This is a genomic window from Candidatus Saccharimonadales bacterium, from assembly GCA_035480635.1.
Taxonomy (GTDB): Bacteria; Patescibacteriota; Saccharimonadia; order UBA4664; family DATIHN01; genus DATIHN01.
Genome location: DATIHN010000005.1, coordinates 1 through 24781, shown reverse-complemented (window position 1 = coordinate 24781; position 24781 = coordinate 1). Strand labels below are relative to the sequence as shown.

The following is a 24781-nucleotide window of genomic DNA, read 5'->3' as shown; positions in this document are numbered from 1 at the left end:
TACTGTTCTTAGTTGCTCGCTATGCGAGCAGAAGCCTACATGCGTTGCCTGGGCGGCAGACAAGCGCATGCAGAAACCTGCTCGCAAGCAAGCTTTTGTAGTTTTGGTTTTATGGTCTTAATGACCTTTGACTATTCAGCTTTCAAGGGCCGCCTAAACAAAGCAATCTGCCAAAGCAACAAAACTGCCACCTCACAGATCGTCCCTGGTTAGGGTGATAATTAAACATACCACTCTATGGAGGATTTGTCAATGATTTTTATGCTAAATTATAAGCATTACAATAATTATTGGGCATTATGCCAATTAGCCCCGGTGCTGTGGGGCGTTGATCATGCCACATTTTTTGTACTTTAGCCCGCTGCCACAGGGGCAGAGATCATTACGGCCGACTTTGGTCTTGTGGTCGCGTTGCTTGGGTTTGGCCTTAATGGGCTCACTTGAGGTCGAGGTTTGGGCGCTGGCAGCAGCTTTGGTTAGAACCGTCTCGACCGGACCGGGTGCTGGTGGTTCGGCGTGATCATGGTCGTGGTCGTGGTTGGGCCGCGCCGTAATTGAAACTTTAAAAATGGTCGCAGCCATTTCCTTCTCTAATAAATTAAGTAGCTGCTGAAACAGTTTAAAGCCCTCACGCTTGTATTCGACCAGTGGCTCGCGCTGACCAATGGCGCGCAGGCCAATGCCCTCACGCAGGCCGTCCATGGCCTCCAGATGCTCAATCCAGAGCCCATCAAGAATCCGTAAATAAGTCAGCCGCTCCAATATCCGCATATGCTCGGGCGAAAACTGCGCTTCGCGCTGATCGTAGAGGGTCTTGGCATAGGTTGCGAGCTCCCCCACCCACTCGGAGTGATGCGCCTTATGTAGTTTATCGACAATGGCTTGATCGAGCGGCATCAGGGCCCCCAGCACATCCAAGACTTTGGCTTCTTCAATGACTTGGGTTCGAACGTCGGTGTGAGCCGTTAGAATAGCCTGAAACTCTTCGCCTAGCATCCGTTCGACTTCAGGGCGCAAGTTTTGGTTTTCCAGCGCAGCCCGACGGCGGGCGTACATGACCTCGCGATGTCGATTCATGACGTCGTCGTATTCGACTAATTGCTTGCGAATATCAAAGTTGTGGCCTTCGACCTTCTTTTGAGCACTCTCGATCGAACGCGATACAATGCTATTTTCGATCGGGGTGTGCTCATCGACCCCCAGAGTCGTCATCATACTGGCAATGCGTTCGCCACCGAAGATGCGCATCAGATCATCTTCCAGCGAAACGTAAAATTGGCTCGAGCCTGGATCGCCTTGGCGGCCACCACGGCCGCGCAGCTGGTTATCGATACGGCGCGATTCATGGCGCTCAGTGCCTAAGACGTGCAAGCCGCCGAGACCCGCCACGCCTTCACCTAGCACAATATCGGTACCGCGACCAGCAATATTGGTGGCGAGCGTCACGGCCCCTTTGTGTCCGGCTTCGGCAATAATTTGGGCTTCTTCCTCATTATTTTTGGCGTTAAGGAGTTTGTGGGGTACGCCCTGGGAGTTTAAAATCTGGCTCATGAGCTCGTTTTTTTCAATCGAGACGGTACCGAGTAGCACCGGTTGGCCCTTTTGATGCCGCTCTTTGACGTCAGCAGCCACAGCCCCAAACTTACCCAATTCGGTTTTGTAAATCCGATCGGCCAGATCGCGGCGGACCATTGGCTGGTGGGTCGGGATGCTGGTGACTTCGAGAGCGTAGATCTTGCCGAATTCCTCGGCCTCGGTGGCAGCGGTACCGGTCATACCGGCTAATTTCGTGAATAAGCGAAAGTAGTTCTGGAAAGTAATAGTGGCAAGCGTTAGCGATTCCTGCTGGATTTTAACGCCCTCTTTGGCTTCAATAGCTTGATGCAGCCCCTCGCTATAACGCCGGCCGTACATCAAGCGACCAGTGAATTCATCGACAATGATGACCTCACCCTCGCGCACCACGTAGTCGCGATCTCGTTTAAAGATGGCTTCGGCCTTCAAGGCTTGCTCGATGTGGTGAACCTCATCGATGCGGCCAGCCTCATAAACGTTATCAACTCCCAAGATGCGCTCGATTGCCGCAATGCCATCATCGGTTAAACTAACCGCTCGCATCTTTTCATCGATGATGTAATGATCCTCAGCCTTGAGCCCGCGCGCAATCTTGGCGAACTGATAGTATTTATCAGTGCTATCCTCGGCCGGGGCCGAAATAATTAAAGGTGTCCTAGCCTCATCAATTAGGATCGAATCGACCTCGTCGACGATGGCATAATGCAGCTGGCGCTGAACCATTTTGCCTAGATCATCGACCATATTATCGCGCAAGTAGTCGAAGCCAAATTCGTTGTTAGTCCCATAAGTAATATCGGCCCGGTAGGCTTCCTGTCGACTAACTGGCCGCAGGTGATTTAAGCGCTCATCGATGTGTTCTTTGGAATCATACTCCGGGTCGTAGAGGTAGCCGGCCGGCTGCCCTTGATCACTTATTATCACACCCGTCGACATCCCGAGAGCGTGATAAACCTGCCCCATCCAACCGGCGTCACGGCGGGCCAGGTAGTCGTTAACGGTCACGACGTGCACGCCTTTGCCCTCGAGGGCGTTCAAATAAACCGGCAAGGTTGCCACCAAGGTTTTACCTTCACCGGTGCGCATTTCGGCAATTTTACCCTCGTGCATAACCACCCCACCCATCAGCTGAACATCAAAATGGCGTTGGCCGATCGAACGCTGAGCCGCCTCGCGCGCCAGCGCAAAGGCCTCGGGCAAGAAGCTGTCCAAAGCCTGAGGCTTGTCCTGAACCGCTTGCTTGAGCTCGGCTGTGCGATCCTTCAGAGCTTTATCCGATAACTTCTGGGCGGCGGCTTCTTGAGCGTTTATCAGATCAACTTTGGTCTGTAAACGCTTAATTTCACGGGCGTTGGGATCGCCCATCAATTTATTTAAGACTTTTAGGTTAACTGCCATGGCTCTCCAGGCAGCCATTGTACCATTTAGATCTGTGAGCGACTACTCCCCAGGCTCCCGTCCGCGGTTGAACAGCCGCTGCAGGTTATCTTTGGAACGGCGCAAACGCGACCCAGAGTGTTTGTCTTTATACTTTCGTATTTGAACCTTGAGTTTGGCCTCAACGATGTCAATCGCGGCATAAATATTAAGGGTCGCCTCCTTGGCATGGGCATTAGGGCCCGGCAGTTCAATAATCGCCTCACAAACAAACTTATTATCCTCGCGCCCGCTCGGGTCCAATTCAAGAATCACCTGACCGCTTAGATCACGGCTGTTTCTGGGTAAATAGCGATCAAGGCGCCCAATCTTGCGCTCAACATAGGCCACCACGTCGTCGCCCAAATCATAGTTTTTACTGGTAATGTGCAGCTTAATCATAGGGTGCTAGCTCCAAAGTATGGCCTCAGCGCCTGGGGGATATTAACTTCCCCGCTGGCGTTTTGATGGTTTTCGATTAGGGCGATGAAGATCCGAGAGTAGGCCATGGCAGTGGCATTGAGGGTGTGAACGTAGGTTGTTTTGGCTTCATCTGTGCGGGTGCGAATGTTCAAGCGCCGGGCTTGAAAGTCGGTACAATTACTAGCACTGGTTAGTTCCAAATATTTATTATCAACCGGGCTCCAATATTCCAGATCGTATTTTTGATAGTGCGGCGCGCCCATATCACCGGCGGCCGTCCGGGTTAGGCGGTACGGGATTTCGAGCTGTTGGCAAATTTCTTCTTCGATTGCCACCAATCGCTTCAGCCACTCATGGCTATCCTCAGGCGCACAGAAAATATACATCTCCAGCTTATCGAACTGATGGACGCGGTAGAGCCCGTGGCTGTGTTTACCGTAGGCCCCGGCCTCGCGCCGATACGATGGGCTTAAGCCCGCGTACTTTAGCGGCAGCTTGGTTGGGTCCAAGATCTCATCGGCGTGATAACCCGTCAGCGGCAGTTCGGCAGTAGCAATTAAATAAAGATCCTCGTCTTCAATCTTATAAACTTGGCGCTCTTCCCCCCTAGGTAAAAAGCCGGTACCGGCCGCCACCCGGCTATTTACTAAATGAGGTGGGCTTATCAAAGTAAAGTTTTGGGCTTCGAGCAGATCCATGACCAACTTGAGCACAGCCATTTCCAGCCGCACCGCTGGGCCCTTTAGGAAATAAAACTTATTGCCGCTGGTTTTGGCGGCCCGCTCAAAATCGAGCCAACCCTGGCTTTGGGCCAGACTGACGTGGTCTTTGGCGCTCGAACTAGCTTTGGCCTCACCCCAACGCTTCTCCTCGCGATTAGCTTCTTCTCCCCCCTTGGGGGTATCCGGTGCTAGCAAATTCGGTACGTCGGCTAGCATGGCCTCTACCTCGGCTCGAACTTTGGCCAGCTCAGACTCCCCGCCCTCCAATCGTTCCTTGGTTTGCTGTAATTTTTTCAGTTCAGCGGGCGTCGGCTTACCCTTAACGTTTAGCTCCGCCCGCCAGGCTTCAACCTCAGCCAGCAACTTTAGGCGCTTATCGTCTTGGGCTATTAGCTTTTTGGTATCAATCTTCAGGCCACGCAAATCGGCTGAGGTCTGATAATCGTCCGGGTGGGCTCTGAGATGTTTGATATCAACCATTAAGGATTAGTATAGGTGATATTGGGCTTGAAATAAATGTTGGAGGAAAGAGATTTAGGCCTCAAGTCGCAAGCGTTTGAGTAACCAATCGTGCTCTAAGCTGGCCAGAAACCAACCAGCCCGGGGGCCATGGTCTTGGCCGAGGATAACTTGATAGAGGGTTTGAAAAGCCTCCACTGGTGCAAGTTCGCCCTTGGCTTCATAGATAGCATCGTGGATGGCCTGAGCATCAGGCTGTTTTTGATCTGCGATCCGGTCGGCCAATTTGGCTAAAAAGGCCTTTTGAGGCTCGGTCAGGTTAACTTTTGGTAACTTAGCTTGAACCTCAAACTTAACTTCGGCTGGGGCATATTTGGCCAACCAATTTTTGACGTAGGCCAATTCTTTATCGATTACCTTGCCCTCAGCCGCACTAGGCTGCCAGCCGCTGCGTGCCAGAATGGCTAGGATTTCGGTTTTGTTGCCACTGGTGGTTTGATAGGCCGTAACCAGGTGATTGAACGGCACGCTGGTGATCACCTGCTCGGTTTGAACACCCACAGCAAATTGATAAGCTTCCTTGAACTCTTGGTTTTGACCGCTCTGAATTTGCGAAAACTCATCGATTAGTTTGAACAGCCCCAAGCCCGGATCAAAGTAAAGTGTCCGCTCCGGCCTGGATCGCACCACAAAATAACGCAAAATTTCCGGCGGCATGACTTCAAGCGCCTCCTTTGGGGTAATCAAATTGCCTTTGGATGAACTCATTTTTTTGGTATCGCCAATTAAGTGGATATTGGCATAACGAGCCCCTGGGATCGGCGGGGTGATATCAAAGATCTGGCGAGCGAACTCCACCCCCGTATCGTAAGATCCACCGGCCGCACCATGTTCTTGAGCACTAAAGGGCTCGACCATCACGCCCAGCTCGGCCCAGCGGGCTGGCCAATCCAAACGCCAGTTCAATTTGACCCGGCCAGCATCATAGGGCACGCCGGCTATGGTCTGCTGCTTTTGATCCCAATCTTTGGCATCGGCATTCGAGAAGATGTTGTTTTCATCCATAACCTGAACCGGCGTCCAATCTGGTGGCAGAGACCGGTTGGTCTGAGTAAAAATGGTTCTGACTTGATCGGCCTGAGACAGTACCTGCTCGATTCGTTTGGCCATGCGGCCGGATTTGTAAAGATCCTCGTAAGAGTGAATGATTTCGATTTCAGTAATCCCCATAGTTCGGGCGTAACCAATGAATTCTTGGAAGAAGTGCTCGGCGTAAGTTGGATGGCAATCACCAATCGGATCCGGGATCAAACAGATTGGCTGGCCAACGTAATTTTCGAATTCGGGCGGCAAAAAGTCATAACGTTTGCGTAATGGATCAAAGTTATCAACCACGTGGAGGTGGCGCACCTTCCGCCCAGCCTGCCTGAGCGCCCAAGCCAGAGCATCGGCCGTTAGGATCTCGCGAAAGTGGCCAATATGATACGAAGCCGACGGCGAAATCCCGCTAGAGATGACGATGTCGCCAGTTGGAAACTGTTGCCCAATGGCCTCAGCCGCCAAATCGAGCCAGTATTTGCTTACGGGTTGATCAGTCATAACCAGTATTGTACCAGATACAAAAACGCCTCCAAACGATGATGGAAGTTAGAACTAGCTTTCTGACGGCTGATTTACTGGCTGGTATTATTCCGAAAAGCGTTTTCTAACAACTCACGGTTTCTTAGAGCCCAGCGTATTCGTTGCCAACGCTTATCGGAATCACCGTAAATAATGTACATCATGGCGATAAATAAGGCGGCACTGAAGATGTTATTCAGTTCTCTGTCAGTTAATCTCACTGTTTGTCTATAGGCTGTGTAGAAAGCTTTTGCGTTAGTCTCATCATACTCACAATCTTCGGATACGAATTGCTGGATCAATGGGAAGGCTACATCGAGTATCCTCGTACCTATTCCAATATCGTCCCAATCTATCAATACAATACTTCCGTCTTCTTTCTGTATAGAGTTCACTAGAGCAATATCGGTGTGGATTAAAGCGGTTGGTAGGTCCTCAAATGACGGTAATGTTTCTAAGAGTTTCAGATATTCATAATGAAAACTTTTTCCGATAGTCAGTTTGGGTAAGTCTTGCTTGATTATTGTGGCTGGAATAAACTTCGTCGCATTTGGATAGCCATCAATGCTATTAAGCTCTGCTGTTATTTTACCGAGCTGAGCATAGTTCTTAGGGGTAGGAGCTGGTTCTTTACCTTCAACAAATTCTAGTAGGTAAGTGAGGCTGCCCGAGATATCTGCAAAAAGTTGGTCGTTATTTGTTTTTAGCAATCTAGTGATATAACGGAAGCCTTTAGTACGAAGGAAATCGAAGATTAGTAGATCGGAGGCCAGATCGTCCAGAGATTTCGATATATCTGCTGTTTTACAAATGTATCTGCCTTCACTTGCACTCAACACCTGAACGTGGCGCTGACCACCTACGCCCTTGAGCGATGAACCTAGTGAGACTCTCGTAAGTGGCCATTTATCTTCGATCATTGAGGGTTCGAGTTTCATATCTGTCCTATCATAACAAAAACCCTCCAAACGGTTATGGAGGTTAGAACTACTTCATAGAGTGAATAAACTCTATTAATACTTTTTGGGCTGATTGGTTGATAAAGTTGTCTGGAATCTCCTCAGGCGAAAACCACTTCCATGAATTGAACTTATGAGGTTCTTTATTAATCGGCTCTTGATTAGACTCGCAATAATACATATGAACTGTGTCTCCCGTCTTGGCTCCATTAACCGAGCCAATGTACTTCTCTATCCTTAAGTCTGATATGCCAACTTCTTCTTGTGTTTCTCGCCTTAGCGTCTGCTCAAGCGTTTCGTCCTTGTCACATCGACCACCCGGTACTGTCCAAACCCTGTTCCCCGTTGCGTATTCTCTTAGACCTAGAAGGATTTTGCCTTCTCGAAGAATAATGGCCACAACCGCTGTGTCTTGGTCACCCATTAAATCGAGCGGAATTTTCATGCCGTAAGTATAACAAAGTCAATCTACAAGGAGCTGCTCCAAAAGTAATGCTGTGTCGGCTAAGTGCTTATTACTAAGCCGGCCGATTATATCAGCGGCACTGTGGTACACAGTCATCAGGCTATTAAAGTCTCCCGTAACGATTGCGGTTTTGGCAATTATCTCAGGGAAGTCACCCAGTGGAAATGCCAGATTGATCAATCCGGGGTCTCGTTCGGCAATTGGTGGACCATCACCTACGCTGTCGACAACAAGTACTCCTTTTGCTTGGGCAAGCAAACCAGGATTAGCCTCATTAAACTGCCGGAAACAACGCCCCCAGTAAATCGGCTGATCGTACGATAGTTCTTCATTTCCTGCAAAAACAAACAGGATGCTCTCCAGGAGCTGTCGGTTCTTTTGTACCAGATCGAGCAATACTGCCACCCCAGCCGCATTATCGGTTGCTCCCGCAAAGTATGAATCATAGTGAGCGAAGATGATGTGGGTAGGATTAGTAGTGTTCCCGCATAAGATATTTTTGGCTGTGTAGTCAACCGGCTTTACTTTAACAACTCCCTTAATGTTTCTGGCCCTTATCACCTTCTCAACATCGAGCCGAGAAATGGCCAAGGCTGGTGCGAAGTAGAAGTTAGAAAGACAGATAGCATCACTCTTCGGGTTGAAGTTAATGTTTGGTGTTCTTAGAAAGTCTTGCGAACTAGTCAATGAGCTAATTAAGTTGCTGTTGTCATTAATCTCACCGCTCACCAGGCCGCATGGTAAACAATCAATGTTTTTACCATCAACAACTAGTTCGGCCTTGATGAAGTTAGGTGTCTGGCTTGAGAAGCTCTGGATGGTATGTTTAACGCTCAGGTTATCCAAGAGTCCAGAAAGTAAGCTGCTGGCCTTTTCCTCGCCAAGCCCAAGGCGATTCTCCAGTGAAGTTAATTTTTTGATTGTCTGGTTGATACTCATAGCTATTCCTATTTTAAATGATTTGGTTTCCCGAGCATGCATTGTTAGTGCATGCCCGGGACCCTTACTCCTCACTCGCGGAAGCGATCGAATACCGCTGCGCAAGCTCCTGGGTAGTCCAGAAACCCAGCTGTATATGGCAACCTAACGATAAGCGGTTTTACACCGAACGTTTGGCTTACGGCTTCGAAAGCCGGCCTAACGACTTCCGCCACAAAGCTGCCTAGACCCGACTCCGCATTTGGCCCACCATCGAAGTCCTCAAACAAGACACCGTGGCAAACGTATAGAGCCATTACCGCATGGTAGTAGTGTGGTGCCAAACGACCGGATCCGTTGGACCCAAATCGTACAGCCTGAGCTTGATTCCAGGTCGAAACATCGAAGGTATTGCCCGACATCTCGGGATCCAGCACCAACTGACGAGCCTGATCATGGACCTCTGGTAGACTTACCTCACCTACGCGGATACCGCCCAGGGTCTGGCCGGGCAGCTGTTGGTGATCTTTAACCAGCCAACTTCGCGAAGCCTGGAGTTTAGGCCGATGCACTCTTGGCCGAACGCAGCTCACCTTCTCGGGATTGGTGCTAGTGAAGCGCTCAGCCAGATAGGTTGGCCAATAAGGCCACAGATTCAGACTTGCAGCCGAATGCGCAAAAACCACGTCCTCCAACCGCGCAGTTGCAACATACCGATTTAGCGTGGCTATGGGTTTATCCTCTGGCCAGCCCCCTGGGAGTGACCCTCCTAGATAATCCAGAACCTGGTCCAACAATTCCCTGTTCTTACGCCTGTCGGCAAGTTCTGACCAAACTTTCTGCGGCTCGGTATACACAGTGCCTCCATTTTGTGGGGTAAAGGTGCTTCCTTGCTAGAAAAGAAAAATCCCTTCTAGGAAGGGATTGGGTGTGGTGTCTGAGAAATAAGTGCTTAGTTAACTCTGGGTACAACAACCAACCTCTTCCGGGAAGAGTTTGTGCTAAACCAGAAATGATAGTTGGATTTATTAACTTGCATGTCACTCACTCTAGCATAGACAAAACGTAAGTCAATTATCCGGGTGGTGATGGAAGTTAGAACTTTAGTGCTTGAAAGAGTACAAATTGTGGTAGTCTGCTAAATCTATCGAAGTAATATTCATCAACTTTCTTGGCTTCAACAACCGCTTTTGTTTCGACAAATTCCTCAACCCTAAATCCAGCTTCTTTAAGCATTTGAAAATGCATACTGGGTGGACCGACCCAAACTCTGATCGGATCACCGTTCGATATCGTAAATTCATGCTCATGTAATGCATAGTCATTGTAGTTCCCATAAACACGAGGCTTTTCTTTATTTTCAGAAAAGCCAAGTACTCTTGTACGAACACCGTCAATCTCAACTATCTCGGAAGACCATCTAACGGGGTGTGGGACGGAGAACTGGAATACCCCACCCTGTTTTAGAACTCGATACACTTCTCGATAGACACCAAGAGGACTATCTGTGTAGTCGATTGCTAAGCTGCTATATACAAAGTCAAACTCATCATCATCAAAGTCTAATTTATTCATGTCACCAACCTGGAATTGGTGATTTGGATATGTCTTGGTCGCCAAGTCAATTGATACTTTCGACGTATCAATACCAATCAGCTCCTTGGCCCCCTTCTCCACTAGCAACCTAGATTCCTCCCCAGTACCACAGCCAATCATTAAAACCTTCTGCCCCGCAAGCGGTGGTAGCATTTTCTCCATTGCTGGCTTCTCCACAAAACGGTGAGGCATGCTCTCCCCCTTTAAGAAGCGTTGCTGGCGTTTTTCTGCTACAGAATCATAATCATTAAATTTTGTCATGCCGCAAGTATAACAAAAACCCTCCGAATAATTGGAAGTTATAACTTTAATAATTTACAGAAAAGTCTGATTCTTTAACATCGCCAATGAGGCCAAGATACCATTCACCTGGCCTGAAATACTTGTTACCTACACGCTTAATGTCATCTGCGGTTACTGCGGAAACTCTTTTGTCATAATCAAAGACGTCCCAGCCCGAGTCGACCTGCAGACTATAGCGACTGTGACTGAGGGCTACGTCGTATGATGATTGTAAGTAGAGACGTGTTGATTTCACGATCTTGGCTTTGGCTAAGTCAATTTCTGCCTGACTCAATTTACCCTTGTATACACGTCGGAACTCCAAACATATGGCGTCTAAAATTTGCTGTAATTTCGCTTTCGCTGCCGTAGTCTCGACCGATATCCACCCTCCAGCCGCTAAGTTCACACTTTCTGCCCACACGGAATAGACCAGAGCCTGATCATGCCTAAGTACCCTTTGCAAAGACGAAGAACCACCGCGGCCTAAAACTGCCGAAATCACGTCGAGCGCCGCTTCATCTGCGCCTGCCATGGGACAAGTCCTAAAACCCAGGGTCAATTGAATCTGTCGGTTTTCCTTTGGGACAATTAGAATAGGCTTCTGGCGCAATACTTTTGCCTCGCCGTCAGAAAAATCTGCCCGCGATCGATGTAAGTTGCCGAAATGAATCTCTGAGAGATTCTCGGCATCTTGTTTGGATATACCACCAGCGACTACTACTACTCCCCGATCAGATGTGATAGTTTCACTAACAAAGCTAACAAGGTCATCGCGCTTCGATGCCTTAACTCCGGAAGTAGTGCCAACTCCATGCCGACCCAATGGCGTGCCTTGGAAATAAAGCCGGTTTTGAACTTCCCAGATTTGTTTGGAAGGATTTGCCTCCCACTCACCGACCTCACCCAAAACAGACTCTCTTTCGCTCACGATTGATTGTGGCAAAAAGAGTGAGGTAGTTAACATTTCTCCCATCATCTCGAAAGCAACCTCAGTATCTGCCGGATCACCAATAGCAATGTCTAGATTGATCTCTTCTTTTGGTGTATTGGCGTTGTACCATCCACCATATTGCTCGATGAAGGCCCCAAGCTCTGTACTTGAGGGAAAGCGCTTAGTCCCAGCTAATAGAAGGTGCTCTGAGAAATGTGCCAACCCTTCTTTGCCCGGTGGGTCATACTTGCAGCCTGCTTTGAAGGCTGCTCGCAAATGAATTGGCATATTTGCACGTTCAAACAAAACAACCCGCAAACCATTCTTTAGTGCAAATGTATGTTTTTTAATACCAAATGCTGCAAGGTCCATTTCTATATCATAACAAAAACCCTCCAGCCAAGCGGCTTGGAGAGCTTAAGTTAAGTGCATCTTATTCGATTCGTTTGATTTTGTAGGTGATGGAAGTTAGAACCCCAAATAGCTTTGTAACTTAGGCCTTTTGGGCTTTTCCCACTGCAATGTTAATTAATACAGAGCAAACGAATTGCCTAACTGGGACCACCCAGACTACTGCAGCAATTGAATTTACTGATAATAGTAGAAAAGTTGAAGCAAGTAGATTTAACCTCCAGGGCTTAACTGTTTCGAAACTAGGGTTCTTGAATGTTTTAACGACTAGTGGAATGAACGTGACAAAGGTCACAGCCGAGAGAACGTAAAGATTGAGCGCAGCATCTTTTGTATATGCCCATAGAATAAGTCCAGCTATTGCGCCCAGCAGAGCCACCTTATCCAACCAGTCAAAGTAAATTCGTTTGTTCTTATAAGACAGTATAATGATTAAGACATTTGCAACTGCGCCGACTAGCGTAAACGGCACTACTACCCAGACGTGCTCGGCAATCAAGGACACCAGCTGCGAAACCGTAATTAACGCCAAGACAGCAAAGGTCGCAATACTCACCACTACTTTACTTCTGGCAATATCAAGGACATACCACCCAGAACTTACCGAGAAGATAACTCCCGCTGCAATACCGCTAACAGCATGCCATGACATTCCGTAAGTATAACAAAAACCCTCCAGCCAAGTGACTTGAAGAGCTTAAGTTAAGTGCAACTTATTCGATTCGTTTGATTTTGTAGGTAATGGTGCCAGAGGGAACTTCGACTTCGACCTCATCACCCTTCTTGCAGCCCATCAAAGCTTTGCCAATCGGTGATTCGTTAGAAATTTTACCTTCATCTGGATTGGCTTCAGGTGAACCGACAATGTGATACTTCTGAACGCCCTCTTCCACCTCTACGTGCACGATCGAACCGAGTCCAACAATACTCGCATCTTTGGGAGCTTCGATGATTTGAGAATGCTTCAAAATATTTTCGATTTCAGAAATCCGACCCTCAACGAAGGCCTGCTGATCTTTAGCGTCATCCCACTGGGCGTTTTCGCTCAAATCGCCGTATTCTTTGGCTTCCTTGAGTCGAACGGCAATTTTGGGCCGCTGATTGGAAATCAGGTCGTCTAGCTCTTCCTTGAGCTTGGAGACGCCTTCAGTGGTTAAATAAAAGTCTTTTTTTGCTACATTCATGTTGTTTACCTCCTTGTGTGCCGGGGGTGTTAAAAAAAAATCGTCGGGCGGGCCCGAGCCTTCGATCTTCAACTAGTTTGTGTTTACGATCTTTCGCCTATAGATTTTCGCAAGTGTAATTGCAACTGTCAATAGTTATTATTGTCAAAATAAACCAACAATTTCTCCTAGTGCGGACTGAAATACCAGGCTAGAGTATCGCGCACCGCGGGAGCGGCAAAATTAGCGCCTTCGCCGGCGTTTTCGACGAGTGCCACCACTACAATCTGCGGATCATCGAATGGTGCATAGGCCTCAAACCAGGCATGGGGCTTACGGTTGCCAGTGGGGTCAGTTTCGGCCGTGCCAGTTTTACCGGCCACCGGCACCGGTATCGCCGGCTGAATGTAGCAGCAGCCGGTGCCGCTAGTGATGACCTGGCGCATGCCGTCGCGCACGACTTGCAGATTCTTTTGGCTAACCCCCAGCGGCCGAACCACTTCTGGTTGGATATCTTGGGTGACGTGGCCATTGTTATCGACAACTTGTTTGAGTAAGTGTGGCTTGATAATACTGCCACCATTGGCAATGGCCGAAATGGCCACCGCCATCTGCAGGGGCGAAACTAACATATCGCCCTGACCGACCGAAATATTATAGGTGTCGCCGGTGTACCAGGGCTGGTGGAAGGTCTTTTGCTTCCAGTCGGGCGTAGGCACCCGACCGCTGGCCTCCCCCGGCAAATCTATTCCGGTGATTTTGCCCAGCCCAAATTTGTTGTACCACGAGGTCAGGCGGCTGACACCTAGACCTTGGATGTTACCAAAGCCACCACCGACAGTGTAGAAGTAAATGTTTGAGCTCAGAGCAATCGCTCGGTAAAGATTGAGGGTGCCCAAACCACTATGTTCGTAGCCGTAAAACCGGTAAGTGACACTGGGGTTGTAAGGGTTCGGGATCTCCAAAAAACCTTTGTCGGTCACAGTTGTTTCTGGCGTGATGGTTCCCTCCTGCAGCGCCGCTGAGGCTACCAGCGGTTTGATGATTGAGCCAGTCGGATAGGTGCCACTAATGGCTTTATTGAACAGGGGCTGGGCGCTGTCATTGACTAATTTTAGATAGTCGGCTTGGTCGATGCCATGAGCAAATTGGTTGGAGTCGTACCCCGGCAGGCTGACCAGCGCCAAGATCTCACCGGTTTTAGGGTTCATGGCCACCCCAGCCGCTCGCCTGGTGCCAGATTTGGCCAGCGACGACTGAAGCGCCTGGGTCAACTTGGCTTGCAACCCTTGATCGATTGATAACACAATACTTGAGCCAGGTGCAGACTCTCGGCTGTCTAGGACCTTAACGGGTCGGCGATTGGCATCGACTTCGGTCTGTTCGCTGCCGTTGGTGCCTTTTAGGGTGGCCTCATATTGATTCTCGATGCCGGCCTTGCCAATGTAGTCGGTCGGCAGATAATCCGGGTGGTTTTTAAGGTCTGCTGGGCTGACGCGGCCAGTGTAGCCCAAAATGTCCCCCATTAAACCACCGTCTAAATATTGGCGAATCGGGTTAACATCCAGACTAAAACCAACTAAACCATCACTTTCTTGATCAAACAGCAAGGCTTGATCGCGCGGCAAGTCACTTTTAACCAACTGGGGCTGGAGCGGGTTGATGTTGGTGGCATTAGCCAGATTGGTGAGGGTTTCAGCATTTACTCCAGTAATCTGACTAACACGGCTAAATATCTGGTTGCGCTGATCGGCGTCTTTAGGCACAAGTTGCGGGGTAATGGTGACATCAAAGCTGGCCACGTTTTTGGCTAGGGCTTGGTGGTTGCGATCATAAATTACTCCTCTTGGTGCTCGAGTAATCTTTTGTGAAATGCGATTCCCTTCGGCTAGGCCTAGGTTTCGACCACCTTGAAAGATCTGCAACCGTAACATTTGCAAGACCAAAATTAAGAAAGTTGCTGCCACCACAGCGCCCAATGCCATGATTGGTCGACGGTTGGTAGCCTCTTCGACCGGTGTGGCCTCGGCATCAGCCGGCAAAATCGCATCGGCCCACCGCTCATGTTTGGAAGTATCTCGAACTCGGATATGGTGGCGGCCGCTGAGCTTGGGAACGTAGCTAAAGAGTGAGCGTTTTTTAGCCACGTCTGATCTTGGGATTAATAACGTATTCCGGTGCCGAGCGCCCGATTGCTCTAGACATTGCCCATTTGAGCGGCACTAGCATTATCAAATTCAAACAAATTTCAACCAGGACGTGTCGGCCAATGTAGTTTAGCGGCAGACTAATATGCAAGAAAGCCAAATTGGCTAAAATCGCCAAATTAATCATGAGCGTTGCCCCAATCACTAGACTAGCCAGTAAGCTCAAATTATCGAGGTCGCTGCCCAACTGCCCCAGGACCGCCGTAATGAGGGCAATCAGGACATAGAAAGCGGTCCGTAAACCATAATCGCTGCCACTACTTGCATCTAGGAGCGCACCAATGGCTACAGCCAGACCTAAGCTGGCCGTGACCGGTAGCCTGGCTGCCAGTAATATGACGCAAACCAGGGCCAGGTTCGGTACCACGCCCGCTAGCCCCAAAGCTGGCAGAGTAGCAACTTGCAACCAAACTACAACTAAAGCGATGATCGCAGCTCTTACGATGTTCACGATGCTACCATCACAAAGACCAGTTCCAATTTAGATACCCGGATGGTCGAAGCCACTTGTGCAACCTGGAAGACTTGGTTGTCACGCTGATCGACAGATTCGACTTGCCCGATGATGATGCCTTTAGGGATATCACCGCCCAGGCCACTGGTTACAATGGTATCTCCAGGGCTAACACTGTCGCCTTGGGCGATTTTGTCCATAACTAAGCCGCTCCCCAACTGGCCGTGGACGGTGCCACTAGCCCGACTGGCTTGATCAATACCATTAACCTTAAAGTTGGGGTCGCTTAACAAAAAGACTTTGGCGCTGGTCCGGCTAGTTTCGGAAATGGTGCCGACCAATACGCCATCAGCCACGACGGCCTGGCCGACTTTCAGGCCGTCGTTTGAACCTTTGGCGATGGTTAAAAATTGGCGAAAGTTATCGGGTTGGTAGCCGATAACATCGGCTGCCACCAGCTGGGCACTGGCTGCTCCACCGATTTGGAGTTGACGCCGTAAAATGTCATTTTGCTGGCGAATCTCGGTATCGTCGGCTAAGCGTTGTTTTAGAGTATTTACTTCTTCTTGCAAGCGAGCATTATCGCGCTGCAAATGTCCGATCCCAGTAATTTGTGAGCTCCGGCTGGAAATCGAACTGCCGATGTTACGAAACAGCCCCCGCACTGGCGTAGTGGTGTAATCCAAAGCCGTGGTTAGAGGCCGCAAATAGCCGAGCCGCCCCAACACTACCACCCCCACGGCAATCGCGATGGTTATAATGATGGTGCGATTACTCGGTTTGCGCATTACCTCGGAATCTTACCAAACTGAGTTGGCACCAAAATTTCTTTTAGACTATCCAAGTCTTCCAAAACTAAGCCCGTACCCCTAGCCACACTGGTTAAGGGATCATCAGCTATCACAACTGGCATCTTGGTTTCGCGGTGGATCATGAGATCGAGGCCTTTGAGCAAAGCCCCGCCGCCAGCCAGCACAATGCCGCGATCCATAATATCGGCCACTAGTTCGGGTGGAGTCTCTTCGATCGTAATTTTGATCGATTCAACAATGGCCCGCACGCTTTTGGTTAGAGCCCGGCGAATCAGATCATCGCCGACCATGATTTCTTTAGGCAGGCCGGTCACCAAATCACGCCCGCGCATCGGTATTGGTGTCGGTTTACCCACTGGGTAGGCTGAGCCAATGCCAATTTTGATGTTTTCGGCGGTGCGCTCACCAATCTGTAAATTAAACTCTTCGCGAGCAAATTGAATAATGTCATCACTCAACTCATCGCCGGCAATGCGCAAGCTCCTTGAAGCCACAATACCCCCTAGCGAAATTATGGCCACCTCGGTGGTGCCGCCACCAATATCGACGATCATGCTACCGGCGGCATCTTGGATGGGCAGGCGACTACCAATGGCCGCGGCCATTGGTTCTTCAATCAAGAATGTTTGGCGAGCCCCAGCGTTGCTAGCGGCATCCTCCACCGCTCGTTTCTCGACCTCGGTAACGCCTTGGGGAATGCCAATCACGACTCTGGGTCTCGGGAATATGGCGTAACTCTCCCGGTGGACCTTCTCGATAAAATACTTAAGCATCTGCTCGGTGACTTCAAAGTCACTAACGACTCCATCGACCAAAGGCCTGGTCGCCACAATGCTGGCCGGGGTTTTGCCAACCATCTTCTTGGCCTCATCCCCAATTGCCAAAACTTGGTTGGTCTTGGTATTGACCGCTACCACGCTGGGCTCGTTTATAACAATGCCCCGTCCACGCACATAGACCAGCGTATTAGCTGTACCTAGGTCAATGCCAATGTCATGACTCAGCATGCCTAAAAAGCGATTTATCATCGTTCCCAACAATTCACATCTGTTAGTTTATCAGGAGTGGATAGGAGCCACAAGCTTTATTAATGTATTCAGGGCGAACACAAATAGTCGGCGATTTGACCCGTATTCTACTCCTGTAAAGCGCTAATACTTAGTTTTTGTGTTCAAATTTAAGCTAAAAATGTGAACACCCCGTCGCAGTGACGGGGTGTCTTACATAAGGCCTTTAGCTAAGTGGTGCGGGATTACCAGCCCGACCTCCTTGAGTGCCCACCGACACCGGCCCCTGGTCCACCACTGCGCCGACCAACGATCAAAACCAGCTGGTAGGCCAGGCGGTACAATCAGCTCAAGGTTGTAGTTACAGTCCTTAATCAAACGCTCGGCAATGGCCTGGCAACGAGGGATGTGGTGAGCAGTTGCCCAAAGGGCTGCACGTTGGTGACCATCCTCAACGACTGCCTGAAGCTCTTGCCTCAAGATCTCGTGAGTTGTGATACGATCGCCTATGCTACCGAACTGATGAACCAAGTCCGTCGGGAACCCCAGATCCAAGACAGAGCCAACTAACTCTGCTTGCAGATAAAGTTCGATTGACCTGGGGGCCCGGATGAAGATTTCGTAGGCCATATCCAAATTACTGGGTCCGGGAGTAGGACTTAACAGTTTGAGGTCGCGGAATCCGAAGGCCTGTCCTAGCACGCAGTCGGCATCTGCCAGGTCACCTTGCGGTTGGTAGCGGCCCGAGGCCGCCTGACGCATCAGCCTTAGCATCTTGGTCATACCTTGTCTTTTTCTCGAGAATGGAACCACTTAAGGGACTCCAGTCCCCGCGCCTCTAGTTCGTGACCGCAAATGCACAGACCATCGTGCCCTTGCCCTAAGGCGCAATCACATCTCGAGAGCCACCTTGCATAGATTGGATTGCAAAGTGGCAACAGCTTCCAGCATGGCCCCATTAGAGCCTCCTTGGGAATTTGAAGGAACGCTGGTCAGAATACCAGGATTAGGCGGCTTTGTCGAGCTTTATTAGTTTAGATTCTTTTTGATCACGTTGTTTGACTTCGACCGAATCCTCGGCCAAGGTTTTGGCGCTAACGGTCCAGCGCTCGGGGATGCCAATCAGGTCAGCGTCGGCGAATTTGACGCCTGCTGATTCATTGCGGTCGTCGTAGACAACTTCGCGCCCGGCTTTGATTAATTTGTCGTAGAGTTCATCGGCCGCCTTAGTAACTTTGGCGTCATCACCCAAACTAATCAGGTGAATCTGAGCTGGAGCCACCACCTCGGGCCAGATAATGCCCTGTTCATCGTGATGTTTTTCAACGATGACGCCCATCACCCTGGTAATGCCAATACCGTAACAGCCCATTACTGGATAATGCTTGGTGCCTTTGTCATCAACAAATCCCAGATCAAAATCCTTGCCGTACTTCTGACCTAAATCGAAGACGTTACCCACTTCGCTAGCCTTAGCGGCTTTCAACTTATCCTGACTACACTTCGGGCATTCATCGCCAACCTTAACCTTGGCGATCTCGACATTTACGCAGAAGTCACAATTGTCGCAATAGAGGATATCGTCCTCGCCAGCGTCGGTTAATACCATAAATTCATAGGAGACTTTCTCGGTAAAACCACCGCCGGCCGCCTCGGTTACCTTGGCCACTAACCCTAACCGATCAAAGATCTTCAGGTAAGCCGCCTTCATGACTTCGTAAAAACGATCGAAATCAGTTTGATCGACATGAAAGCTGTAGAGATCTTTCATGAAAAACTCGCGGCCCCGCAGGAGGCCCGATTTGGCCCTGAGCTCATCACGATACTTCCAGGAAATTTGGTAGACGGCCAGGGGCAGCTGTTTGTAAGAATTGACCCGACCCAAGACTAACGGCGTGATAATCTCCTCTTCGCTTTGGCCCAGAGCATATTCGCGATCGGTCCGGCTCTTGAGTTTAAAGAGCACATCGATCTTATCCCAGCCGCCGGTCCTGACCCAATTAGCTTTAGGATGAAGCGCTGGCATTAAAACCTCTTGGCCACCAACCGCATTCATCTCCTCTCGTACAACGCCTTCGATTTTGCGTAAGACGGCCAACCCCAGCGGTAAGTAGCTATAAACCCCAGCCATCAATTGGCTAACAAAGCCAGCTCGAGTTAGGAGTTGATGATTGAGGCTTTCGCCTTCACCTGCCTCAGTCTTACTAGGGTGTACAAAATTTTGTGATAATTTCATTTATGAATCAACGCGGTAAAGGCAATGTAGTTATTAATCATGTGTAGGAAAATCCCCGGCCAGATACTGCGCAGCTTGTAGTACATCATACACAATATCAGGCTCAAGATTAAGGTATAGACGCCAACGTTGAGCTGCCAGTGAGCAATCGCAAACAGCAGGCTGGTGATAATGGCACCGAGAATGATGCCCCAACGCTTGGTTAAGGCCGGGAAAATAAAGCCGCGGAAGATGATTTCTTCGATGAAGGGCGGGATAACAACCAGCGCCAAAAAACTCAGCCGCAAGGCCCCAGTACCTTTCGGTTGAGTAAATTCATTGACCTGAGCCTGGTCAGCATTGAAGTGCGGGAAAAATAGGCTAACGATTGCAAACGAAAGCGCCACTAGAATTAAAAAGGCAATTAAGGCGGCAGTTACATAGGCGATGGCCCGACCGATTTTTACCCGGCGCAGGCCAACCGCGCTCCACCCAACGTGATAACGATCAAGGATCAGTTTGACTAGTAGCAATCCGACCAAAGCATCGAGTGCCACCATGATAAAGTTAACGGTGATATCGCTAGTGCCAAGCAGATTCAGCCAGTGGTGGGCAGCCGGCCAAAACGTTGCGGCCGTTGCTAAGAGGGCCCAGACCGCCAGTGGTACTAATACCCAAGAAGCCGCAAAAACGGCCAGAGCCTCACTGGTTTTCCAGGGGACTTCGATGACGCGTTTCATAAATACCGCCGAACGTCGATGATGGTTATTAGCGCCATAAAAATCAATAACCCAATGAAACCGTATTTATGAATCCGATTTTCAGCCGCTTCGGAGAGACCTTGGTAGCGTGATTTGGCCAGCACCAGCGCCAAGCGGCCGCCATCCAGGGCTGGAATGGGCAAGATATTAATAACGGCTAGCGAAATCGTGATGGTTAAAACGAACAGCCATAAATAGGTCCAACCCAAATGGACGATGCTATTTAGAATTACCACGATACCAACTGGTCCCGCCACTTCGGCGCTGGCTCGGTGGTGCACAACTAGACCACCGATGAGAGCAGCCAGCCCAGCCAATGTCCGCCAGACTAACTGAACGGTGATACCAGCAGCTACCACCGGCGCCCATAAACCATAGCGCTGGCTCGATACCGCTAGCGGCGTTACGCCAAGATAGCCGGTTTGGCCAGCCTGTTGATTTAGCTGCGTAGTGACTGTTTGGGGCTGGCTAGAGCGCTTTTTTATCACTAAACTAACAGTCTGCCCAGCGTGAGCTTTGGTAAAGCTGGTCAAATCGCTCTCAGTTACAAAAGCTTGCCCGTTGCCGGAGAGAATTAAAGTGCCAGGACTAATACTGGCTTGGCTGGCCGGAGAATTCTTGATGACATCTGCTGCCATAATGGCCGGGGTCTGGGCATAGCTGGGATGGCCAATATTAAACTGCCCATCAACTAGTTTTGGTAAACCAGCCAAGGCTAGGCCGACCAAAATAACATAGCCCAACAAAACATTCATACTAACGCCGGCGATTAAGACTTTGACCTTGGCACCGAGACTAGCAGCATTGAAGCTGCCTTTGGCTTGTCCTGGCTGATCCTCGCCCTTCATCCGCACAAAACCGCCTAGAGGTAACCAATTAATAGAGTAGAGGGTTTGACCCCGTTTAATGCCGAATATTCTGGGCGGAAACCCAAAGCCGAACTCTTCGACCTCAATGCCATTACGCCTGGCTGCCACAAAGTGGCCCCACTCGTGTACCAACACGACAGAGCTAAAAATGACAATGATTAAAAGTATGGATATGATCATATTCCGAAACGTCTCACCCGTTCGGCGTAATCCTTTAAGGCCTCATCCAGGTCACTTACGGTAAAGGCCGGCCAATGTTTGTTGCTCTTAAAATATAACTCAGCATAAGCGCTTCGCCAAAGCATAAAGTTGCTCAAGCGCTGCTCGCCGGAGGTTCGAATAATGAAATCGACGTCGGGAATTTCGGGGTGATACAGGTGTGCTTGAATGGTATCTGGTGTAATTTGGTCTGGATGGATTCCGGCTTTAATGATCTTTTGTACGGCTTCGGTGATTTCGGTCTGGCCGCCATAATTCAAGCACAGCGCCAGTGTGCCATGACTATTGTGCTTGGTTTTTTCCTCGGCCTGATAAATGGCTTTAAGGATCTTGGGACTTAAGGGTACTTCTTTGCCCAAAAAGACCAGCCGGATATTCTTTTGATGAAACTCTTCGACTTCTTTAGTAGCAACCCAGTAAAGCAGATCCATCAGGAATTTGACTTCAATCGGTGGTCGTTTCCAGTTTTCGGTTGAAAAGACGTAGGCCGTTAGATATTTAACGCCGCGATCTAGAGCGGCATCAGCAATGGTTTTGAGGGTCTCGTACCCGTAGCGATGACCTTCTAGTTTAGGAAAACCATTTTCGAGAGCCCAACGACGGTTACCATCCAAAATCAGCCCAAGATGTCTGGGTACAATCGATTCGTTGTTAGTTTGGGGTGTCGGTTTTGGCATCGCCGGTCGTACTAGACTTCCATAATCTCTTTAACTTTGGCCGCCTTAATGTCATCAAGCTTGCGGCGATAGTCATCGATTCTTTTATTCAGTTCGTTTTCGGCGAATTTGAGATCATCTTGGCTGGCAGATTTAGCTTGCTCAGCCTTACGAGCCTCATTCAAGACGTCATGACGAATATTTCGCAGGGCCACATGACAAGCTTCGATCTGCTCCCCCACCTGTTTGGTCAACTCGGTCCGGCGCTCCGTCGTCATTGGTGGCAGATTCAAGCGGATAATAGCGCCATCATTGCTGGGGTTGAGTCCTAGTGATTGGGTCTCGCGGATGGCTTTTTCGATTACTGGAATCAAACTTTTGTCCCAGGGCGAAATGGCAATGGTATGAGCATCGGGCACGCTCAAGGTTGCGACAGTTTTCAGTGGTACCATCTGGCCATATTGCTCAAGGGTGACGCCATCGATCAAAGCCGTCGAGGCCCGGCCCGTCCGAATCTGGCGCAGGCTGTCTTGGAGGTGGTCTACGGCCTTGTCCATCCGTGGGTTAGCCTGATCTATGATGCCCTGGATCATCTAGACTCCTAATTCGTAGCGGGCAAAGCGTTTGATTACGACATTCTCGCCCAATTTAGCAATTAAATCAGTTTGCAAAGCCTCAATTGTCATATCCGGAGCCTTAATGAAAGGTTGTTTGGTTAAACAAGTGCTAGCATAAAATTTGTCCAATTTACCACTGATAATCTTGTCCAGCACATCCTTGGGCTTGCCACTGCCAGCTTCGGCCGTATAAATGTCTTTTTCTTTGGCGATAACTTCAGCCGGCACATCCTCGGGCCTAACATAATCCGGAGCGGTGGCCGCTACTTGCATGGCGATGTCGTGCACGAAGGCCTTAAAATCGTCGGTTCTGGCCACAAAGTCGGTTTCGCAGTTTACTTCCACCAAAACGCCAATCCGGCCAGCGTGAGTATAGGATTCAATCAAGCCAGCGCTGGCTGTGCGATCGACCCGTTTAGCGGCACTGGCTTGCCCGGCCTTGCGCAAATGTTCAATGGCTTTTTCCATATCGCCGCCGGCAGCTTCCAGAGCCTCCTTGGCCGCCATCATGCCGGCCCCGGTTTGATCGCGCAATTTCTTAACATCGGTAGTGTTAAGCGGCAACTTCAGCCTCCTCCTTGGGTTTGGCGCTGGCCTGGTACTTGGCTGCTCCGCGTTTGGCGGCATCAGCAATGGCCCCGGTGATCAAGGTAATTGATTTAATAGCATCGTCGTTAGCCGGAATCGGGTAATCAATCAGATCCGGGTTGGTGTTAGAATCGGCAATCGCCACCACCGGAATCCCCAGCTTGCGTGCTTCGTTAACGGCAATGATTTCGCGCGGCACATCAACCACAAATAGGGCCTGTGGCAGCTTGTCCATTTGTTTAATGCCGCCAAAGATGCGCTCCAGTTTGGCAATTTCATCATCAACGCCAGAGGCTTCCTTCTTATTAAACTGCTCGGCCACTTCCCCACTCTCAACTTGCTCTTCCAGTCGGATCAACCGTTTGACCTGGCTTTGGATGGTTCGGAAATTCGTCAACATCCCGCCCAACCAGCGCTCAGTTACATAGGGCATGCCAGCGTCTCTAGCCGCCCCAGCCACAATGGCTGCCCCTTGGCGCTTGGTCCCGACAAACATAATCGCACCACCACCTTCGGTCAGCTGCTCGACAAATTTAATGGCATCCTGCAAGGCCGGCAGTGTCTTGGTCAAATCGATAATATGCACGCCGCCCCGGGCGCCATAAATAAACGGCCCCATTTTGGGGTTCCAGCGCCGGGTTTGGTGACCAAAGTGAGCCCCGGCCTCCAATAATTCTTTTAATGTTGGTTCAGACAAATCAGATCCTTTCCTTCGCTCGCCGACCCACTTGGGTGGGAGGATGAAATGGCGAGTTGATGATTAATGATTTCAACTCAAGAACTATAACAGAATTGACTCTGGTTGCCAACACAAAGATGCCAGATGTTACACTTATTACTCTTGATCAAACACGTCAAACCTGTTACACTACTCAGGTTATGAAAACCGGAATTCACCCCGAATATATGACCACAAAGGTGCACTGCAACGGCTGCGACACCACCTTTGAATCGACCTCTACGGTCCCCGAGATCACCGTTGAGATCTGTTCGAATTGCCATCCGTTCTATACTGGCAAGCAAAAACTGCTCGATACCGCTGGTCGGGTCGATAAATTTAACGCTCGCCGCACCAAAGCTAGCCAACTTCAAGAAAAACAATCCAAGGTTCGCAATAAAAAAACTGATCCCGACCTAGCTGAAGTTCAAGACGAACTCCAGGCCGATACCGTCGAAACTGCCCCCGAAGCTCAAGACAGCTAAATTACTAGACGGAGGAGCTCTGCTACTATTAAGGCAGGGCTTTTGCTATGGAACAAATGATCGAAAACATTTTGGCGGAGTATGAGACGAACGACTTAAAGTTGGTTGATCCAAGCCTGGCTGGTACGCCGGAGATGGTTAAATTAGCCAAACGCCAAGCTCAACTGGAACCAATCGTTGAGCAAATAAGGGCTTTGGCTCGCTTTAAGTCAGATATGGCTGAAACCAA

At 49.6% G+C, this 24781-nt stretch carries 25 protein-coding genes and 1 pseudogene; 2 read left to right on the top strand and 24 right to left on the bottom strand.

Annotated features, from left to right (window positions below; translation table 11 throughout):
* Positions 1-306 precede the first annotated feature (306 nt).
* The 24 genes from secA to rpsB all read right to left on the bottom strand — a co-directional run bounded on the left by secA (position 307) and on the right by rpsB (position 24046).
* Complete coding sequence (gene secA, locus VLE72_00535; protein ID HSX14384.1) at positions 307-2991, bottom strand: preprotein translocase subunit SecA; 2685 nt, start codon at positions 2989-2991, stop codon at positions 307-309.
* A 24-nt stretch (positions 2992-3015) separates the two neighbouring features.
* The gene (raiA, locus tag VLE72_00530; GenBank protein ID HSX14383.1) at positions 3016-3393 is read right to left on the bottom strand and encodes a ribosome-associated translation inhibitor RaiA; all 378 of its coding nucleotides are present in this window, start codon (positions 3391-3393) and stop codon (positions 3016-3018) included.
* A complete protein-coding gene (gene serS, locus VLE72_00525; GenBank protein ID HSX14382.1) occupies positions 3390-4616 on the bottom strand; it encodes a serine--tRNA ligase in 1227 nt (408 codons plus the stop codon). The genes raiA and serS overlap by 4 nt, the downstream gene beginning before the upstream one ends.
* 54 nt (positions 4617-4670) lie before the next feature.
* Positions 4671-6194, bottom strand: a complete 1524-nt coding sequence (lysS, locus tag VLE72_00520; GenBank protein ID HSX14381.1) for a lysine--tRNA ligase — start codon at positions 6192-6194, stop codon at positions 4671-4673.
* A gap of 74 nt (positions 6195-6268) precedes the next feature.
* On the bottom strand, positions 6269-7153 hold the full coding sequence (locus VLE72_00515; GenBank protein HSX14380.1) for a phosphotransferase: 885 nt from the start codon (positions 7151-7153) through the stop codon (positions 6269-6271).
* Between the two features lie 49 nt (positions 7154-7202).
* Positions 7203-7619: an NUDIX hydrolase gene (locus VLE72_00510; protein ID HSX14379.1), complete on the bottom strand. Its 417-nt coding sequence runs from the start codon at positions 7617-7619 to the stop codon at positions 7203-7205.
* Between the two features lie 18 nt (positions 7620-7637).
* The gene (locus tag VLE72_00505) at positions 7638-8684 is read right to left on the bottom strand and encodes a M28 family peptidase (GenBank protein HSX14378.1); all 1047 of its coding nucleotides are present in this window, start codon (positions 8682-8684) and stop codon (positions 7638-7640) included.
* On the bottom strand, positions 8651-9244 hold the full coding sequence (locus VLE72_00500) for a hypothetical protein (protein ID HSX14377.1): 594 nt from the start codon (positions 9242-9244) through the stop codon (positions 8651-8653). Before VLE72_00500 ends, VLE72_00505 begins: the two co-directional genes overlap by 34 nt.
* Positions 9245-9653: 409 nt before the next feature.
* Positions 9654-10415 (bottom strand): methyltransferase domain-containing protein, encoded by a 762-nt coding sequence (locus VLE72_00495; protein ID HSX14376.1) that lies wholly within the window; start codon positions 10413-10415, stop codon positions 9654-9656.
* 46 nt (positions 10416-10461) lie between these two features.
* Entirely contained in the window at positions 10462-11742 is a 1281-nt protein-coding gene (locus VLE72_00490; GenBank protein HSX14375.1) for a pitrilysin family protein, read from the bottom strand.
* A 121-nt stretch (positions 11743-11863) separates the two neighbouring features.
* Positions 11864-12433 (bottom strand): hypothetical protein, encoded by a 570-nt coding sequence (locus VLE72_00485; protein ID HSX14374.1) that lies wholly within the window; start codon positions 12431-12433, stop codon positions 11864-11866.
* 61 nt (positions 12434-12494) lie between these two features.
* A complete protein-coding gene (gene greA, locus VLE72_00480) occupies positions 12495-12965 on the bottom strand; it encodes a transcription elongation factor GreA (protein ID HSX14373.1) in 471 nt (156 codons plus the stop codon).
* A gap of 167 nt (positions 12966-13132) precedes the next feature.
* A complete protein-coding gene (gene mrdA / locus VLE72_00475; GenBank protein ID HSX14372.1) occupies positions 13133-15091 on the bottom strand; it encodes a penicillin-binding protein 2 in 1959 nt (652 codons plus the stop codon).
* Positions 15084-15602: a rod shape-determining protein MreD gene (gene mreD, locus VLE72_00470; GenBank protein ID HSX14371.1), complete on the bottom strand. Its 519-nt coding sequence runs from the start codon at positions 15600-15602 to the stop codon at positions 15084-15086. Before mreD ends, mrdA begins: the two co-directional genes overlap by 8 nt.
* Positions 15599-16393, bottom strand: coding sequence for a rod shape-determining protein MreC (mreC, locus tag VLE72_00465; protein ID HSX14370.1), 795 nt, complete (start codon positions 16391-16393; stop codon positions 15599-15601). Before mreC ends, mreD begins: the two co-directional genes overlap by 4 nt.
* Complete coding sequence (locus tag VLE72_00460) at positions 16393-17445, bottom strand: rod shape-determining protein (protein HSX14369.1); 1053 nt, start codon at positions 17443-17445, stop codon at positions 16393-16395. Before VLE72_00460 ends, mreC begins: the two co-directional genes overlap by 1 nt.
* Positions 17446-17637: 192 nt before the next feature.
* Complete coding sequence (locus tag VLE72_00455) at positions 17638-18207, bottom strand: hypothetical protein (GenBank protein ID HSX14368.1); 570 nt, start codon at positions 18205-18207, stop codon at positions 17638-17640.
* A gap of 223 nt (positions 18208-18430) precedes the next feature.
* On the bottom strand, positions 18431-19660 hold the full coding sequence (locus tag VLE72_00450; protein HSX14367.1) for an aminoacyl--tRNA ligase-related protein: 1230 nt from the start codon (positions 19658-19660) through the stop codon (positions 18431-18433).
* Positions 19657-20379: a CPBP family intramembrane glutamic endopeptidase gene (locus VLE72_00445; GenBank protein HSX14366.1), complete on the bottom strand. Its 723-nt coding sequence runs from the start codon at positions 20377-20379 to the stop codon at positions 19657-19659. Before VLE72_00445 ends, VLE72_00450 begins: the two co-directional genes overlap by 4 nt.
* Positions 20376-21449, bottom strand: a complete 1074-nt coding sequence (locus VLE72_00440) for a site-2 protease family protein (protein HSX14365.1) — start codon at positions 21447-21449, stop codon at positions 20376-20378. Before VLE72_00440 ends, VLE72_00445 begins: the two co-directional genes overlap by 4 nt.
* A complete protein-coding gene (gene uppS / locus VLE72_00435) occupies positions 21446-22165 on the bottom strand; it encodes a polyprenyl diphosphate synthase (protein ID HSX14364.1) in 720 nt (239 codons plus the stop codon). Before uppS ends, VLE72_00440 begins: the two co-directional genes overlap by 4 nt.
* Before the next feature lie 11 nt (positions 22166-22176).
* Positions 22177-22737 (bottom strand): ribosome recycling factor, encoded by a 561-nt coding sequence (gene frr / locus VLE72_00430; GenBank protein ID HSX14363.1) that lies wholly within the window; start codon positions 22735-22737, stop codon positions 22177-22179.
* Entirely contained in the window at positions 22738-23325 is a 588-nt protein-coding gene (tsf, locus tag VLE72_00425) for a translation elongation factor Ts (GenBank protein HSX14362.1), read from the bottom strand.
* A complete protein-coding gene (rpsB, locus tag VLE72_00420; GenBank protein HSX14361.1) occupies positions 23315-24046 on the bottom strand; it encodes a 30S ribosomal protein S2 in 732 nt (243 codons plus the stop codon). The genes tsf and rpsB overlap by 11 nt, the downstream gene beginning before the upstream one ends.
* Before the next feature lie 182 nt (positions 24047-24228).
* On the opposite strand from rpsB, the pseudogene rpmE reads away from it, so the two are divergent.
* A pseudogene (gene rpmE / locus VLE72_00415) lies at positions 24229-24417 on the top strand (50S ribosomal protein L31).
* A 182-nt stretch (positions 24418-24599) separates the two neighbouring features.
* Positions 24600-24781, top strand: a 182-nt coding sequence (locus tag VLE72_00410) for a hypothetical protein (GenBank protein ID HSX14360.1), incomplete at its 3' end; no start/stop codon positions are given.

Bases quoted from the DNA above. Each gene is read 5' to 3' on its own strand.
- secA (HSX14384.1), bottom strand. From the start codon at position 2,991: ATGGCTGCCTGGAGAGCCATGGCAGTTAACCTAAAAGTCTTAAATAAA.
- raiA (HSX14383.1), bottom strand. From the start codon at position 3,393: ATGATTAAGCTGCACATTACCAGTAAAAACTATGATTTGGGCGACGAC.
- serS (HSX14382.1), bottom strand. From the start codon at position 4,616: ATGGTTGATATCAAACATCTCAGAGCCCACCCGGACGATTATCAGACC.
- lysS (HSX14381.1), bottom strand. From the start codon at position 6,194: ATGACTGATCAACCCGTAAGCAAATACTGGCTCGATTTGGCGGCTGAG.
- VLE72_00515 (HSX14380.1), bottom strand. From the start codon at position 7,153: ATGAAACTCGAACCCTCAATGATCGAAGATAAATGGCCACTTACGAGA.
- VLE72_00510 (HSX14379.1), bottom strand. From the start codon at position 7,619: ATGAAAATTCCGCTCGATTTAATGGGTGACCAAGACACAGCGGTTGTG.
- VLE72_00495 (HSX14376.1), bottom strand. From the start codon at position 10,415: ATGACAAAATTTAATGATTATGATTCTGTAGCAGAAAAACGCCAGCAA.
- VLE72_00490 (HSX14375.1), bottom strand. From the start codon at position 11,742: ATGGACCTTGCAGCATTTGGTATTAAAAAACATACATTTGCACTAAAG.
- VLE72_00485 (HSX14374.1), bottom strand. From the start codon at position 12,433: ATGTCATGGCATGCTGTTAGCGGTATTGCAGCGGGAGTTATCTTCTCG.
- greA (HSX14373.1), bottom strand. From the start codon at position 12,965: ATGAATGTAGCAAAAAAAGACTTTTATTTAACCACTGAAGGCGTCTCC.
- mreC (HSX14370.1), bottom strand. From the start codon at position 16,393: ATGCGCAAACCGAGTAATCGCACCATCATTATAACCATCGCGATTGCC.
- VLE72_00460 (HSX14369.1), bottom strand. From the start codon at position 17,445: ATGATAAATCGCTTTTTAGGCATGCTGAGTCATGACATTGGCATTGAC.
- VLE72_00455 (HSX14368.1), bottom strand. From the start codon at position 18,207: ATGACCAAGATGCTAAGGCTGATGCGTCAGGCGGCCTCGGGCCGCTAC.
- VLE72_00450 (HSX14367.1), bottom strand. From the start codon at position 19,660: ATGAAATTATCACAAAATTTTGTACACCCTAGTAAGACTGAGGCAGGT.
- VLE72_00445 (HSX14366.1), bottom strand. From the start codon at position 20,379: ATGAAACGCGTCATCGAAGTCCCCTGGAAAACCAGTGAGGCTCTGGCC.
- VLE72_00440 (HSX14365.1), bottom strand. From the start codon at position 21,449: ATGATCATATCCATACTTTTAATCATTGTCATTTTTAGCTCTGTCGTG.
- uppS (HSX14364.1), bottom strand. From the start codon at position 22,165: ATGCCAAAACCGACACCCCAAACTAACAACGAATCGATTGTACCCAGA.
- frr (HSX14363.1), bottom strand. From the start codon at position 22,737: ATGATCCAGGGCATCATAGATCAGGCTAACCCACGGATGGACAAGGCC.